This is a genomic window from Microvirga lenta (assembly GCF_020532555.1).
Classification (GTDB): domain Bacteria; phylum Pseudomonadota; class Alphaproteobacteria; order Rhizobiales; family Beijerinckiaceae; genus Microvirga; species Microvirga lenta.
Genome location: NZ_JAJBBR010000017.1, coordinates 82,645 through 95,986, shown reverse-complemented (window position 1 = coordinate 95,986; position 13,342 = coordinate 82,645). Strand labels below are relative to the sequence as shown.

General features: G+C 65.3%; 15 protein-coding genes. 4 read left to right on the top strand and 11 right to left on the bottom strand.

The features are described 5' to 3' along the window. Positions 1–12: 12 nt before the first annotated feature. Genes LGR44_RS20930 through LGR44_RS20910 form a run of 5 tightly spaced genes read right to left on the bottom strand, consistent with a single transcriptional unit; the run spans position 13 to position 4,112 of the window. Positions 13–717: a fumarylacetoacetate hydrolase family protein gene (locus LGR44_RS20930; RefSeq protein ID WP_226742659.1), complete on the bottom strand. Its 705-nt coding sequence runs from the start codon at positions 715–717 to the stop codon at positions 13–15. Then, positions 717–1,469, bottom strand: coding sequence for an ABC transporter permease (locus LGR44_RS20925; protein WP_226742658.1), 753 nt, complete (start codon positions 1,467–1,469; stop codon positions 717–719). The genes LGR44_RS20930 and LGR44_RS20925 overlap by 1 nt, the downstream gene beginning before the upstream one ends. 10 nt (positions 1,470–1,479) lie before the next feature. Beyond that, positions 1,480–2,280: an ABC transporter ATP-binding protein gene (locus LGR44_RS20920; RefSeq protein ID WP_226742657.1), complete on the bottom strand. Its 801-nt coding sequence runs from the start codon at positions 2,278–2,280 to the stop codon at positions 1,480–1,482. 1 nt (position 2,281) lies between these two features. Next, positions 2,282–3,115, bottom strand: coding sequence for an ABC transporter permease (locus LGR44_RS20915; protein WP_226742656.1), 834 nt, complete (start codon positions 3,113–3,115; stop codon positions 2,282–2,284). 10 nt (positions 3,116–3,125) lie between these two features. After that, complete coding sequence (locus LGR44_RS20910) at positions 3,126–4,112, bottom strand: ABC transporter substrate-binding protein (protein WP_226742655.1); 987 nt, start codon at positions 4,110–4,112, stop codon at positions 3,126–3,128. 177 nt (positions 4,113–4,289) lie between these two features. Between LGR44_RS20910 and LGR44_RS20905 the strand changes: the two genes are divergently transcribed. Continuing rightward, complete coding sequence (locus tag LGR44_RS20905; RefSeq protein ID WP_226742654.1) at positions 4,290–4,991, top strand: FadR/GntR family transcriptional regulator; 702 nt, start codon at positions 4,290–4,292, stop codon at positions 4,989–4,991. A gap of 37 nt (positions 4,992–5,028) precedes the next feature. Here the strand turns inward: LGR44_RS20905 and LGR44_RS20900 are convergent, their stop codons facing one another. Together LGR44_RS20900 and LGR44_RS20895 are read right to left on the bottom strand one after the other, a co-directional pair. Then, on the bottom strand, positions 5,029–6,120 hold the full coding sequence (locus LGR44_RS20900; protein WP_226742653.1) for a 2'-deoxycytidine 5'-triphosphate deaminase: 1,092 nt from the start codon (positions 6,118–6,120) through the stop codon (positions 5,029–5,031). Between the two features lie 74 nt (positions 6,121–6,194). After that, on the bottom strand, positions 6,195–6,830 hold the full coding sequence (locus LGR44_RS20895) for a CDP-alcohol phosphatidyltransferase family protein (RefSeq protein ID WP_226742652.1): 636 nt from the start codon (positions 6,828–6,830) through the stop codon (positions 6,195–6,197). A 96-nt stretch (positions 6,831–6,926) separates the two neighbouring features. Between LGR44_RS20895 and apaG the strand changes: the two genes are divergently transcribed. Both apaG and argE read left to right on the top strand, forming a co-directional pair. After that, a complete protein-coding gene (apaG, locus tag LGR44_RS20890) occupies positions 6,927–7,319 on the top strand; it encodes a Co2+/Mg2+ efflux protein ApaG (protein ID WP_226742651.1) in 393 nt (130 codons plus the stop codon). Positions 7,320–7,326: 7 nt separating this feature from the next. Further along, positions 7,327–8,499: an acetylornithine deacetylase gene (argE, locus tag LGR44_RS20885; protein WP_226742650.1), complete on the top strand. Its 1,173-nt coding sequence runs from the start codon at positions 7,327–7,329 to the stop codon at positions 8,497–8,499. On the opposite strand, the gene LGR44_RS20880 is transcribed toward argE, so the two are convergent. The 3 genes from LGR44_RS20880 to LGR44_RS20870 are packed head-to-tail and all read right to left on the bottom strand — an operon-like array spanning position 8,496 to position 11,619. Next, positions 8,496–9,491 carry an Hsp33 family molecular chaperone gene (locus LGR44_RS20880; protein ID WP_226742649.1) on the bottom strand — a complete coding sequence of 332 codons (996 nt, stop codon included), beginning with the start codon at positions 9,489–9,491 and terminating at the stop codon, positions 8,496–8,498. The two genes, argE and LGR44_RS20880, sit on opposite strands and share 4 nt — an antisense overlap. Then, the gene (gene argF, locus LGR44_RS20875) at positions 9,488–10,414 is read right to left on the bottom strand and encodes an ornithine carbamoyltransferase (protein WP_226742648.1); all 927 of its coding nucleotides are present in this window, start codon (positions 10,412–10,414) and stop codon (positions 9,488–9,490) included. The genes LGR44_RS20880 and argF overlap by 4 nt, the downstream gene beginning before the upstream one ends. Then, a complete protein-coding gene (locus LGR44_RS20870) occupies positions 10,411–11,619 on the bottom strand; it encodes an aspartate aminotransferase family protein (RefSeq protein WP_226742647.1) in 1,209 nt (402 codons plus the stop codon). The genes argF and LGR44_RS20870 overlap by 4 nt, the downstream gene beginning before the upstream one ends. A 378-nt stretch (positions 11,620–11,997) precedes the next feature. On the opposite strand from LGR44_RS20870, the gene LGR44_RS20865 reads away from it, so the two are divergent. Beyond that, entirely contained in the window at positions 11,998–12,528 is a 531-nt protein-coding gene (locus tag LGR44_RS20865) for a GcrA family cell cycle regulator (protein ID WP_226742646.1), read from the top strand. Positions 12,529–12,617: 89 nt separating this feature from the next. Here the strand turns inward: LGR44_RS20865 and phoB are convergent, their stop codons facing one another. Further along, positions 12,618–13,340 (bottom strand): phosphate regulon transcriptional regulator PhoB, encoded by a 723-nt coding sequence (gene phoB, locus LGR44_RS20860; protein ID WP_226742645.1) that lies wholly within the window; start codon positions 13,338–13,340, stop codon positions 12,618–12,620. Between the last annotated feature and the right edge of the window lie 2 nt (positions 13,341–13,342).

Genomic DNA, 13,342 nt, shown 5'->3' with positions numbered 1-13,342 from the left:
CCCTTCTCGACGTCAGACGACCCGAACCTCGATCTCGCCGATGCCTTCGACGAAGCCATGGAGCACGTCGCCGCGCTTGACCGCGCCGACGCCGGCGGGCGTTCCCGACATGATGATGTCGCCGGGCTGCAGGGTGAACAGTCCGGAGAGATAGGAGATCATCTCCGGCACCTTCCAGATCATCTGGTTGAGATCGCCCTGCTGGCGAACCTCTCCGTTGACCTTCAGTGACACGGCGCCCTCGGTGGGGTGACCGACCTCGCTTGCCGGGACAAGCTCAGAGCAGGGAGCGGAGGCCTCGAAGGCCTTGCCCACTTCCCAGGGACGGCCGAGCTTCTTGGCCTCGCCCTGCAGATCGCGGCGGGTCATGTCGAGCCCCACGCCATAGCCGAAGACATGCTCGAGAGCCTGCTCCACCGGGATGTCCTTGCCGCCCTTGCCCAGCGCGACGATCATCTCGATCTCGTAGTGCACGTCCGAGGTCTGGGGCGGATAGGGGAAGTTGCCGTCGGTCACGATGTTGTCGGGGTTCTTCTGGAAGAAGAACGGGGGCTCCTTCGAGGGGTCGTGCCCCATCTCGATCGCGTGTTCGGCGTAGTTGCGGCCCACGCAATAAATGCGGTGGACGGGGAACAGCTTGTCGCTGTTCCTCACCGGCAGCGTCGGGATCGGCAGCGGCTGCACGACGTAGCCTGCCATGGAGAGAGGCGCATTCATCATCTTACTCCTGCGTAGTATTCGACTTTTTTCTCGATGTGTTCGATGGCTGCCGACATCAGCATCGCCGCAGCGAAGAGGATGATCGTCAAGGCCCAGAAGTTCTCCATGTCGAAGCTGCGCGAATAAAGCTCGAACAGTTCGCCATATCCGATGATCGATACCAGAAGCTGGCCGATCACCACACCCTTTACGCCGCGGACCAGCCCCAGTCGAATCCCTGCCAGGATCTCCGGAAGCGCCGCGAGGAGAACGATCTTGCTGTAAAGAGCGAAGGGAGAGGCGCCGTAGCTGCGTCCCATCTCGATGAGCGAAGTCGGCACGTGACGGATGCCGGCTCGCGTGTCCAGAACGATGATCCATACCGCGAAGAGGAAGACGGTGACGATGACCGTCGTCTCTCCCATGCCGAACAGGATCATCAGCACCGGGACCAGGGCCGAGAGCGGGGCGCTCACGAAGATGTTGACCCAGATCCCGAAAAGGTCGTCCACCGCCTTGAAGCGGCCCATCAGGACGCCGAGCGTGACGCCGACCAGGATGGCGAGCGCCATGCCGATCACGAAGCTGTGCAGCGTGATCAGCGCCGCCGCCTGCCAGGTCTGGGTCTGCACCATCGTCACGGCGGACGCCAGGATGCTCGACAGAGGCGGGATCAGGAACATCACGCCGGATTGTCCGACCAGTTCCCAGATCAGGCACCAGACGATGAGGGATGCCATCATGGGCACCCGATAGCCGTAGATTGTCATGGCAGCCTCCTCAGTCCACGTAGTGCTTGAGGCCCTGCCAGATCTCCTCGACCGTATCGAGATAGCCCTGGTCGCGGCGGATGGCATCGGGGGAGGCCGTGCGGTCGATCTTCGGCTCGATGATCTGCGAGACCCGCCCGGGCCGCCGCGAGAGCAGCACGATCCGGTCGGACACGTAGACGGCTTCCTCGATGCTGTGCGTGACGAAGATGAAGGTCTTGCGCTCCTTCTCGACGAGCCGCAGCAGATCCTCCTGGAACTTGCGCCGGTTCTGCTCGTCCACCGCCGAGAACGGCTCGTCGAGGAGCAGCACCTCCGCATTCACCGCGAAGGCCCGGGCCAGCCCCACGCGCTGGCGCATGCCGCCGGAGAGCTCGTGGGGGTACTTGTCCTCGAAGCCGGACAGCCCGACCTCGGCGATGTACTTGCTGGCGATGGCCTGGCGCTCGGCCTTGCCCATCCCCTTCAGCTCGAGGCCGAAGGCGACGTTGCGCATCACCGTGGCCCAGGGCATCAGTGCGAAGTCCTGGAACACGAAGGCCCGCTCGGGGCCGGGGCCCGAGACGGGGCGCCCGCTCACGCGCACCTCGCCCGAGGTCGGCTCGATGAGGCCCGCGATGATCTTGAGCAGCGTCGTCTTTCCGCACCCGGAGGGCCCCAGGAGCGTCGTCAGCTTGCCGCGGGGAAAGTCGAGATCGATGTTGCGAAGGGCCTCGACCTCTCCGTATTTCTTGCAGATGCCGCGGACTTCGACGACGGCGTCGGTGGTTGCGCTCTGTTCCACATGAGCGACGGCAGCGGGGATCGACATGTCAGCCCCTCCTCTTTTCGGGACGCAGGACGCGGATCTCGAAAGCCTCGAGGGCTGCGAGCGTCACGGTCGAGACCAGGATGATGGAGACCACGGCGGCATACATCTCAGCGTAGTTCGCCACGGAACGATGATAGGTGATGAGATCGCCGATTCCGGTCGGCGTGATGAGCAGTTCCGCCAGGATGACGCCGATGAAGCCGGCGGCGAGGCCGAGGCGGAGGCCCGCGAAGATCACCGGGCTCGCATCGGGAATAATGACCTTGGTGATCTGCTGGAGCCGCGTGCCCTGGAAGGAGTAGCACATCGCAACCAATGAGGGATTGGCGTTGCGCACCGCCTTGTAGCCGTTCAGCACGATCACCGGCAGGGCGAGCATGATGACGGCGAGGGTCTTGGCCGCGAGCCCGATGCCGTAGACGAAGGTGATCAGCGGAATGAGCGCTGCCATGGGCGCGGATTGAAGGACGATGAACAAGGGCGCCACAAGCCACTCGGCCATCCGCGACAATCCCATCACGGTCCCGAGCACCACTCCGACTGTCCCTGAGATGGCGATCCCGATGATCAGCGGCTGCAGGGTCGAACCGTAGGCCGAGATCAGGCTGCCGTCGGCGATCATCGTCGCGAAGGCATAGAAGGTTTCGAGAAAGGTCGGGAACGCGTAGCTGATCGGCACGCGCCCGGCGATTTCCCACACGAGGAAGAACAGGCCCAGGGACAGGATCCGCGAGATCGCGGGGTACCGGGCGAACAGCCGGCCGAGGCCGAGGCCCCAGCCGGCCGGCGAATGGACGGCCCGCACGGGGCCGTTCACGTGGGAGGAGGCCATCATACCGCCCACCTCACATGGTTCCGACTTTGGACAGGACGCGGTCGAGCGAGCGGGTGTCCCAGAAATTCTCCACCTTCAGGCTGGAGGGATCGCCCGTGAGCTGGCCGGACAGGGTGTAGAAGGCGAAGTCGTCCTTGGCCGCAGCCGCGCCGCCGCCATTGAGCGGGAACGCCTTGCCCTTCGCCAGCTCCGTGAAGTACGGGACGATCTCCTCGACCTGGGAGGCCGGAAGGTCGGGCAGAAGCTTGTACTTGGCCCGCCATTCGGTGACGACCGCCGGATTGGCGGTGACCTCGCGCCAGGTGGTGAGGATCGACTCGACGATCTTGTCGACGTCTTCGGCATTCTTTTCGAGGAAGGTCTGGTTCGCGAACAGAGCTTCGTCGGTGGCGTTCACGCCCTCCAGGGGCAGAATGACGAACTTGCCGGGGGCCTGCGTCTCGAGGAGGCGGCGGCCGGCGGCATCGACGATGGTCGCCTTGACGTTGCCCTGCAGAAGAGCGCCCGTGCGCACCTCGGAGCCCGGGATGTAGCTGATCTTGGAGAACTTGATCCCCTGGCGGTCCTCCATCAGCTTCATGATGGCCTCGGTGCCCGAGCCACGGGAGTGCACGGCGATTTCCTGGCCGTCGAGATCCTTCCAGGTCTTGTAGAATTCCCCGTTCACTGCCGGATAGAACCGCAGCGTCGAGAGCTGGAGGAACATCCGGACCGGCGCCTTCACCTTCTGCACCAGGGCATAGGGACCTCCGACGCCGATATCCGCCTGGCCACTGACGACCGCCTGGGCCGCAATGTCCTCCGACTTCAGGTAGGTGATTTCGATATCGACGCCCTTTTCCTTGGCACGCTCCAGGGCCGTCAGCAGATGCAGCGATTCAACGCTGGCGATATCGCCGAACGCGACCCGGACCTTGGCCTCGGCCGAGGCGATGAGCGCGGCGCTCACGACCAGCGCCGCAGCCCCTGTCTTCAGACATGAGAATCCTTTGAACATTTCCATCTCCCTAAGCCCCAGGCGGTTGTTCCACCTTCTCGATGGCCGCGTTATTCGCAACCAATGACATAATGGTTACAATTGGGTTGGAAGGCGTGTCAACAAGAAATGGCCTTGACGGCCGTTGCACAGTGTTTCATATCTCCAACCAATTCAGTATTGGTTTGGATTATTGGGATGACGTTGATCAGCGAAGCAGGCTCCGAGCGGGGCACCGTCACGCAGCTGCGGGCCTATCTGGCGCAGGCGGAGCTGCCCGAGGACGGGCGCCTGCCGCCGGAGCGGGACCTGTCGGAGGCCCTCGGCGTCTCCCGGACGGAACTGCGCAAGGCGCTGGGCACGCTCGAAGCCGAGGGGCAGATCTGGCGCCACGTGGGCAAAGGCACCTTCGTCGGCAGCCGGCCCATCGACACCTTTGCGGATCTGACAGCCCTGGCGAAGAGAACCAACCCTGCCGAGGTCATGCGGGCGCGCCTGATCATCGAGCCGGAGATCGCGCGCGCCGCCGCGCTCACGGCGACGCCCATGCATATCGCCGAGATGCGGACCTGCCAGGCCCGCACCCGCGAGGCTGCCACGTGGCGGCAGTACGAGAACTGGGACAACCGCCTTCACCGCACCATTGCGGAGGCGGCGCAGAACACCCCGCTTCTGGGGATTTTCGACACTCTGAATGCGCTGCGCCGGGCCGTCACCTGGGGCCGCCTGCGCTCCACCCCGGTGAAGCCGCGCCCCGACCACCACAGCTTCACCGAGCACGACGCCATCGTCGACGCGATCGCGAACCGGGACATGAACGGCGCAGCCGCCGCGATGCGCGCCCACCTGCAGACGGTGGAGCGCAATCTCCTCGACCGGCAATCCGCTCCCGGGGAGTAGGAGAGACGGGATATCGGCCGCCGCTTCGGCCGCGGCTCTACCGGAAGTGCTTGGACAGCTTCAGGCCCTGGGCCTGGTAGTTCGAACCCGCCCCAGAGCCGTAGAGAACGGCTGGCCGCTCGGCCATCCGCTCATAGACGAGACGGCCGACGATCTGGCCGTGCTCCAGAATGAAGGGCACGTCGCGGGAGCGCACCTCGAGCACGGCGCGAGCCCCCTCGCCTCCCGCACCCGCATGGCCGAAACCGGGATCGAAGAAGCCGGCGTAGTGCACCCGGAACTCGCCGACCAGGGGGTCGAAGGGCACCATCTCGGCCGCATAGTCAGGCGGCACATGCACAGCCTCCTTGGAGGCGAGAATGTAGAACTGGCCGGGATCGAGGATCAGGGTCTGGCTCGCGTCGGCATAGAGCGGCTCCCAGAAATCCGCGATCCTGCACGATCCGGGCTTGTCCACATCGACGAGACCCGTATGCCGCTTGGCCCGGTAGCCGATGAGATTGTCGGAGCCGAAGCCCGCCAGATCCACGCTGACGGCCACGCCGTCCTGGATCGAGGGCTCGGCGGAGGTGACCACCCTCTCCCGCTCGTGCAGCGCATGGAGCTCGGCGTCCGAGAGGCGCACCGCCCCTTTTCGCACGCGCAGCTGCGACAGGCGCGTGCCCGTCCGGACGAGGACCGGAAAGGTGCGGGGGGAGATTTCGGCGTAAAGCGGACCGCTGTAGCCCGCTCCGATCGTGTCGAATTCCTGGCTCCGGTCCGTGATGACCCGGGTGAAGACGTCGATCCGGCCGGTCGAGCTCTTCGGGTTTGCCGCGGCGGACAGGTCAGCCGGCAAGGCAAGGCCCTCCTGCAACTCGGCGATATAAACGCTGCCCGTCTCGAGGATGGCGCCGATGCCGAGGTCGATCTCGTGGAAGCTCAGCTGGGCAAGGCGGTCCCGCACCGTGTGGTTGCGACCGGGCAAGAAGCTCGCCCGAACCCGGTAGGCCCGCCGCCCGAGCCGCAGGTCGAGGCTCGCAGGCTGAACCTGATCGGAGGCGAAAGGCGTCTCCGGCCTGATCACGCCCGCTTCCGCAAGCCGCATGATGGCATCAGCCGATTGGATCCCGTCCCTCAACGCAACCATATGTTCTTCCGACGGGCCCCTGCCCTCTTCAAGGTTCAAGCGAGGCAATATCTCTAAGAGATGTTACGGAATTCTCAAGAACTTCCGTCATTGTCCTCATCCTCGTCCCGGAAGGCGTACCAGGCCAGCACGATCCGGGCCAGGGCGCTCATGAAGGTCAAGCCGGCAAAGGCATAGGCCAGGATGGGGAACCAGGCGGGAACGAGGATCATGGCGAGGAAGAACAGGATCGTTTCCGTCCCCTCCATGAGGCCGGCCGAGAAGTAGATCGACTTGATCCCCCGCGTCTGCGTGTCGAGGCCGCGCTTGGCCGCAATGGCCGCGAAGGCGAGGAAACTGGCCCCGTTCACATAGAACGACATCAGGAGGACCGCCGCCGGCACCGCGAACGTATCCGGCTCCCGCAGGGCGAAGGCGAGCGGCACGGCCCCATACACCGTGAAGTCGAAGACGATGTCGAGCAGGCCGCCCCGGTCCGTCCGCTCGGACGAGCGGGCAACGGCGCCATCGAGACCGTCGAGCACCCGGTTGACCGCGAACAGGACCAGCGCCGCCCCATCGAAGCGCAGCGCGATCATCAAGGCGGCGGCAAGCCCTGTAACCAGACCCAGCATCGTCACGGCGTTGGCCGAGACGCCTGCTCCTGCGAGGCTCCGCCCTGCGCGATCCAGGGGCGGGTCGATCAGGCGCCGCGCCAATCCATCAAGCATGATGGTTCTCCCGATGCCTCCGATTGACGAGGCTCCATGGCGGCCTTACCACGGCCTTGACGCCCTCTTCCAGCGCCGTTCTCAAAAGGGAGCACGATGTATCAGGCTGTAACCCGCGGCATCAGCGTAACGGTGACGCCTCGCTACATGCCCGAGGAATCGTCCCCCGACGATGGCCGCTATTTCTTCGCCTACACGGTCGAGATCATCAATACGGGCCTGCACCGGGTGCAGCTCAAGGCCCGCTACTGGAAGATCGTCGATGCCCACGGACAGGTGCAGGAGGTCCGCGGCGCGGGCGTCGTCGGCGAACAGCCCGTCCTGGGTCCGGGCGAAAGCTACAGCTACACGAGCGGCTGCCCCCTCCCGACGCCCAACGGCACCATGCAGGGCAGCTACATCATGGAGACGGCGGACGGCGAAACCTTCGAAGCCGAAATCCCCGCCTTCTCCCTCGACGTCCCGCAAGCGAAACGCATCCTTCATTGAGGTCCGAATGTCTGTCCAAGGTCAGCGGCTGACGCCGCTCGAAATGCTGGCGAAGCTCGTGTCGTTCGACACCGTGACGTCGAACTCGAACCTTCCCCTCGTCGAGTTCGTCGAGAGCTATCTCCAGAGCTGGAACGTGCCCTATGTCCGCCTGCCCAACGAGGCCGGCGACAAGGCCGCGATCTATGCCACCGTCGGGCCTCAGGACCGCAGCGGCATCGTCCTGTCGGGACACACGGACGTGGTGCCGGTCACGGGACAGGCCTGGACCACCGACCCCTTCACGCTGCGCGTGGAGAACGGGCGCGCCTATGGGCGCGGCGCGGTGGACATGAAGGGCTTCGATGCGCTGGCCCTGGCGCTAATCCCCGAATTCCAGGCGGCAGGCCTGAAGACGCCGATCAACATCATGCTCTCCTACGACGAGGAGACGACCTGCCTCGGCGTGGTCGAGGGGATCCGCCGCCTCGGGCAAGACCTGCCCATGCCGAAGGCCGCCATCGTCGGCGAGCCGACGAGCCTCGAAGTGGTGGACGCGCACAAGAGCGTCGTGACGTTCACAACGACCGTGCACGGTTTCGAGGCCCATTCGTCGAAGCCGTATCTCGGCGCGAGCGCCGTGATGACGGCGGCGGAGCTGATCGGCGAACTGAACCGCATTGCGGACGAGATGATGGAGCGCGGCGATCCGAGCGGCCGCTTCGACCCGCCCTACTCCACCGTGCATGTCGGCACCATCCATGGCGGAACCGCGCGGAACATCATGGCGAAGTCCTGCTCGTTCCACTGGGAGTTCAGGGGCCTGCCGAGCCTCGATCCGCAGGAGATCCCGAACCGGCTCGACCGCTTCGTGCAGGAGGTCGCCCTCAAGCGCCTCAACCGCTTCGGCGATTTCGGCCGTGTCGAAACCCATCTGGAAGTCGCCGTGCCGGGCCTCGCGCCCGAGCCTGGCTCCGCGGCGGAAACTCTGGTCCTGCGGCTCGCGGGCCGCAACCAGACCGAGACCGTGCCTTTCGGCACGGAGGCCGGACATTACCAGGCCGCCGGAATTCCCACGGTGGTGTGCGGGCCCGGATCGATCAACCAGGCGCACCAGCCGGACGAGTACATTACGCTGGAGCAGCTCGAGGCGGGCGCCGCCTTCATGCGCCGCCTCGCCGCCACCTGCGCGAATTCTTAGGCCGATTCCTCGGCCTTCGCGATCTCGGCCTCCACGTCGGCGGGGTCGAGATCGTAGAACTCCGAGCAGAACTCGCAGGTAATCCCGATGCGGCCATTGTCGCCGACCATGTCGCGGCGATCCTCCGCCGAGAACCGGCGCATCATGGACATGATGCGGGTCCTGGAGCAGCGGCACTCCTCGTGCACGCTCAGCCCTTCGAAAACCCGCACGCCGCGCTCGTGGAAGAGGCGATAGAGCAGACGTTCGCTGGACACGGCGGGATCGACCAGTTCGTGATCCGCGACCGTCGCCATGAGCGACTTCGCCTCGACCCAGGCATCGTCCTCCGACGGCGCCACGAGATCGTGGGACGGATGCCCTTCCGGAATGTCGCCCGGATCGAGGTCGGCCTGCCGCAGCCTGTCCGGAGACGAGGGCAGGAACTGGATCATCAGCCCGCCCGCCCGGTAGGTGTGCCGTCCGTCCTCGAACTGCTCGGCGACCGCGAGCCGGACCTGGGTCGGGATCTGCTCGGACTGACGGAAATACTGATGCGCCGCTTCCTGGAAATCCTGTCCCTCGAGCGCGACGACGCCCTGATAGCGGCTGCGGTCGCTGCCCTGGTCGATGGTCATCGCAAGATAGCCCGAACCCACCAGATCGCCGGTCTTCAGCGTTCCCGTACCGAGGGCGTCGAGCTTCTCCTTGTCGAAGCGCGCCATTGCCCGCAGGCGATCGGGCGCGTCGAAATCGACCACGATCATCTCGATCGGCCCGTCCGTCTTGGTCTGAAGCTGGAACCGGCCCTCGAACTTGAGCGACGAGCCCAGAAGAACCGTCAGGGCCGCGGCCTCTCCGAGAACGCGGGAGACGGCGGCCGGATAAGCGTGACGGCTCAAGATGGTGTCGACCGAAGCGCCGAGACGGACGATGCGCCCGCGCACGTCGAGAGGTTCGACCGCGAAGGGCAGAACGACGTCGTCTTGGCCTTCGAACGGGGCTGAAGTCATGCCTCTGCTGCTCCCAGGCACCACGCCAGGATGCCTTTCTGTGCGTGAAGCCGGTTCTCGGCCTCATCGAAGACGACCGATTGCGGGCCGTCCATGATTTCGTCCGTCACCTCCTCGCCGCGATGGGCCGGGAGGCAATGCATGAACAGAGCGTCTTTCTGGGCCACGCCCATGAGCTTGCTGTTCACCTGATAGGGCTTGAGAAGGTTGTGGCGGCGGAATTCGTCCTCGTCGCCCATGGAGACCCAGCAATCGGTCACGACCGCATGGGCTCCTTCCGCGGCTTCAAAGGCATCGGTCGTCACGACGATCTCCGCTCCTTCTTTCCTCGCCCATTGCAAAAGCTCTGGGCGGGGAGCGAGTTCCGGCGGCGAGGCGATCTTCAGGGTGAAATTGAGCCGGGCCGCGGCGTGAACCCAGGATGCCAGGACGTTGTTGGCATCGCCCGTCCAGGCGATCGTCCGGCCCTCGATCGAGCCGCGATGCTCCTCGAAGGTCATCACGTCCGCCATGATCTGGCAGGGATGGGTCATCTTGGTGAGGCCGTTGATGACCGGGATCGAGGCGTGCTCGGCCAGTTCCGTCACCATCGCATGGTCCAGGGTGCGGATCATGATGGCGTCGACGTAACGGGAGAGGACCCGGGCCGTATCGGCGATGGTCTCGCCGCGGCCGAGCTGCATCTCCTTGCCTGTGAGCATCAGCGTTTCGCCGCCGAGCTCCCGCATGCCCACGTCGAACGACACGCGCGTGCGGGTGGAGGGCTTGTCGAAGACCATGGCCAGGACCTTGCCCTCGAGGGGACGGTCCTTGGCCCGCTCGCCCCGGCGGCGGCGGCCCTTGATCGCGGCTCCGACGTTCAGGACGTGGCGGATCTCCGCACCGGAGAGGTCGCTGAGATCGAGAAAGTGACGGGTCTTCATTCGGCGGCTCCCCGCTGAGCGGTGGCTTTCAGATCGGCCTCGATGGCTGCGCAGGCCGCATCGAGACGGTTCATCGCCTCCGCGACGTCGGCATCGGTGACGATCAGCGGCGGCAGGAGACGGGTGACGTTGTCGCCCGCCGCGATCAGGATGATTTTCTGGGCGCGCGCGGCGGCAATGAAATCGGTGTTCGGCACATGGGTGCGCAGCCCCATCATGAGGCCCGAGCCCCGCACCTCGGCAATGACGGCCGGGTGACGGTCCTTGAGTTCGGCCAAGCGCTGCCTGAGCAGAAGGCCCATGCGCTCCACCCTCTCCAGGAAGCCCGGCTCCAGGATCACGTCCAGCACCGCATTCCCGACGGCCATGGCCAGGGGATTGCCGCCGAAGGTGGTTCCGTGGGAACCCACGGTCATGCCGCTCGCCGCCTCGGCCGTGGCGAGGCAGGCGCCCATGGGGAAGCCTCCGCCGATGCCCTTGGCGACGGTCATGATGTCGGGGGTCACCCCGGTCCACTCATAGGCGAAAAGCTTGCCCGTGCGGCCGACGCCGGTCTGGATCTCGTCGAAGATCAGAAGAAGGCCGTTGGCGTCGCACAGATTGCGCAGCTCCCGCAGGAATGCGTTCGGGACCGGCCGGATGCCGCCCTCGCCCTGGATCGGCTCGATCATGAGAGCGGCCGTCTCGGGCCCGATGGCGGCCTTCAGCGCCTCGAGGTCGTCGAAGGGCACCTGATCGAAGCCCTCCACCTTCGGGCCGAAGCCCTCCAGATACTTGGCCTGGCCGCCCGCCGCGATGGTGGCGAGGGTCCGGCCATGGAAGGCGCCCTCGAAGGTGACGATGCGGAAGCGCTCGGGATGCCCCTTGGAGGCATGGTGCTTCCTGGCCATCTTGATGGCCGCCTCGTTGGCCTCGGCCCCCGAGTTGGAGAAGAAGACCACGTCGGCAAAAGTGTTTTCCACCAGGCGCTTAGCCAGCCGCTCGCCCTCGGGGATCTGATAGAGGTTCGAGGTGTGCCAGAGCTTGGAGGCCTGCTCGGTCAGGGCCTTCACCAGATGGGGATGGGCATGGCCGAGGGCATTGACGGCGATGCCGGCCCCGAAATCCAGATATCGCTCGCCATCTCGGCCGAAAAGCCAGGGGCCCTCCCCCTTTTCGAAGGAAATATCGGCGCGTGCATAGGTTTGCAGCAATGGCGATGTCACGGGGTCGTCTCCGCCTTGAGGGACCCAAGGTCGCACCCTGGGGCCCGGAAAAAGAAAGCGCCGCCCAAGCGGGGCGGCACGGGAACGGATTCTAACGAGGCCGAAGACCCTGTCAATTCAAGAGAAATGATGCGAGACATCACGCGGGAAACGGCCCCGGGGTGAGTTCCCTGGGGAAAACGACAGGGCCTGTTCGGGGACTCTTGCGCCCGAGTCCACCCATCTAGTAACTTCAGAGCCGTCGAATACGACGTTTCGTGCGGCGGTTTTCACCCTCAGGAGCGATCCCAGCAACGCGGTCGGACACAAAAACTCTGTCCGCGATGCATAACGGATTCGGCCCTGAACCGGACGGCCCCGATGGAGGCGGGAAAAGAAATGATAGATGCGGGCGTTACTTGGACGGATGAGAGGGTCGAGCTTCTGAAGAAGCTCTGGTCCGACGGCTTGAGTGCGAGCCAAATCGCGGCAGAACTTGGAAACGTGACCCGCAACGCGGTGATCGGCAAGGTTCACCGCCTCGGCCTGTCGGGGCGCGCCAAGGACAAGGCCGCGTCGACCGCCCAGCGTCCGCGCAAGGCCGCTCGCGCGCCCAGCGCGCCTGCTCCGATCGCACTTCCCGATCGCAGCAACGTGGTGGTGGCCCCCCTCCCGCAGCCTCCGCTGATCGAGGAGGAGCCCGAAATCCTCGCCGGAGACGACGTGGCCATCCCCATGTCCGAGCGCGTGACGATCATGGACCTGCGCGAGTCCATGTGCCGCTGGCCCATGGGCGATCCGACCAAGCCGGAATTTCGCTTCTGCGGCGCCCGCTCCATCACGGGCCTGCCCTACTGCACACACCACGCCCGGATCGCCTACCAGCCGGTGACCGACCGCAAGCGTGAACGCAAGCTCGCCCGCGCCTGAGGCGCGACGAGGACCAGGACCGAACCGATAAAAACAAGAGGCCGCGTGAGAATGCTCACGCGGCCTTATATTTTTTGAAACTGCCCCGTTCAGGCGCTGACGTTCTGAGGCGGTTCGGAGCGGGCGAATGTCTCGTCGAAGGAATAGCCGGCGCCGCGCACGGTTCGGATCGGATCGGGCTGCCGGGGCAGATTGATGGCCTTGCGCAAGCGCCCGACATGCACGTCGACGGTGCGCTCGTCGATATAGACGTCGTGACCCCAGACCGCATTGAGCAGGTGCTCACGGCTGAAGACCCGCCCCGGGCTCTGCATCAGGAATTCCAGCAGGCGAAACTCCGTCGGGCCGAGGTGGAGCTCCTTGCCGTTGCGCCGGACGCGGTGGGTCTCGCGGTCGAGTTCCATGTCGCCGGCCGTCAGGACGGTTGCAATATGCGCCGGCTTGGTGCGACGCAGGAGCGCCCGGACGCGGGCGAGGAGTTCCGGCACGGAGAACGGCTTGACGATGTAGTCGTCCGCTCCCGTGGAAAGACCGCGGATGCGGTCTCCTTCCTCGCCACGGGCGGTGAGCATGATGACCGGGAGACGCTCCGTCTCGGGGCGGACGCGGATGCGCCGGCACAGTTCTATTCCGGAGAGGCCCGGCAGCATCCAGTCGAGAAGCACGATGTCCGGCACCTGCTCGCGCAGGCGGATTTCCGCCTCGTCGCCCCGCGCGACGGAGTCGACCTCGTAACCTTCCGCCTCCAGGTTGTATCGCAACAGGAGCGTGAGGGGCTCCTCATCCTCGACGATCAGAACACGAGGCCCCATCC

Coding starts and splice junctions, on each gene's coding strand:
- LGR44_RS20900 (WP_226742653.1), bottom strand. CDS start 6,120: ATGGTTGCGTTGAGGGACGGGATCCAATCGGCTGATGCCATCATGCGG.
- argE (WP_226742650.1), top strand. CDS start 7,327: ATGTCTGTCCAAGGTCAGCGGCTGACGCCGCTCGAAATGCTGGCGAAG.
- apaG (WP_226742651.1), top strand. CDS start 6,927: ATGTATCAGGCTGTAACCCGCGGCATCAGCGTAACGGTGACGCCTCGC.
- LGR44_RS20915 (WP_226742656.1), bottom strand. CDS start 3,115: ATGATGGCCTCCTCCCACGTGAACGGCCCCGTGCGGGCCGTCCATTCG.
- LGR44_RS20930 (WP_226742659.1), bottom strand. CDS start 717: ATGAATGCGCCTCTCTCCATGGCAGGCTACGTCGTGCAGCCGCTGCCG.
- phoB (WP_226742645.1), bottom strand. CDS start 13,340: ATGGGGCCTCGTGTTCTGATCGTCGAGGATGAGGAGCCCCTCACGCTC.
- LGR44_RS20910 (WP_226742655.1), bottom strand. CDS start 4,112: ATGTTCAAAGGATTCTCATGTCTGAAGACAGGGGCTGCGGCGCTGGTC.
- LGR44_RS20925 (WP_226742658.1), bottom strand. CDS start 1,469: ATGACAATCTACGGCTATCGGGTGCCCATGATGGCATCCCTCATCGTC.
- LGR44_RS20920 (WP_226742657.1), bottom strand. CDS start 2,280: ATGTCGATCCCCGCTGCCGTCGCTCATGTGGAACAGAGCGCAACCACC.
- LGR44_RS20895 (WP_226742652.1), bottom strand. CDS start 6,830: ATGCTTGATGGATTGGCGCGGCGCCTGATCGACCCGCCCCTGGATCGC.
- LGR44_RS20905 (WP_226742654.1), top strand. CDS start 4,290: ATGACGTTGATCAGCGAAGCAGGCTCCGAGCGGGGCACCGTCACGCAG.
- LGR44_RS20865 (WP_226742646.1), top strand. CDS start 11,998: ATGATAGATGCGGGCGTTACTTGGACGGATGAGAGGGTCGAGCTTCTG.
- LGR44_RS20880 (WP_226742649.1), bottom strand. CDS start 9,491: ATGACTTCAGCCCCGTTCGAAGGCCAAGACGACGTCGTTCTGCCCTTC.
- argF (WP_226742648.1), bottom strand. CDS start 10,414: ATGAAGACCCGTCACTTTCTCGATCTCAGCGACCTCTCCGGTGCGGAG.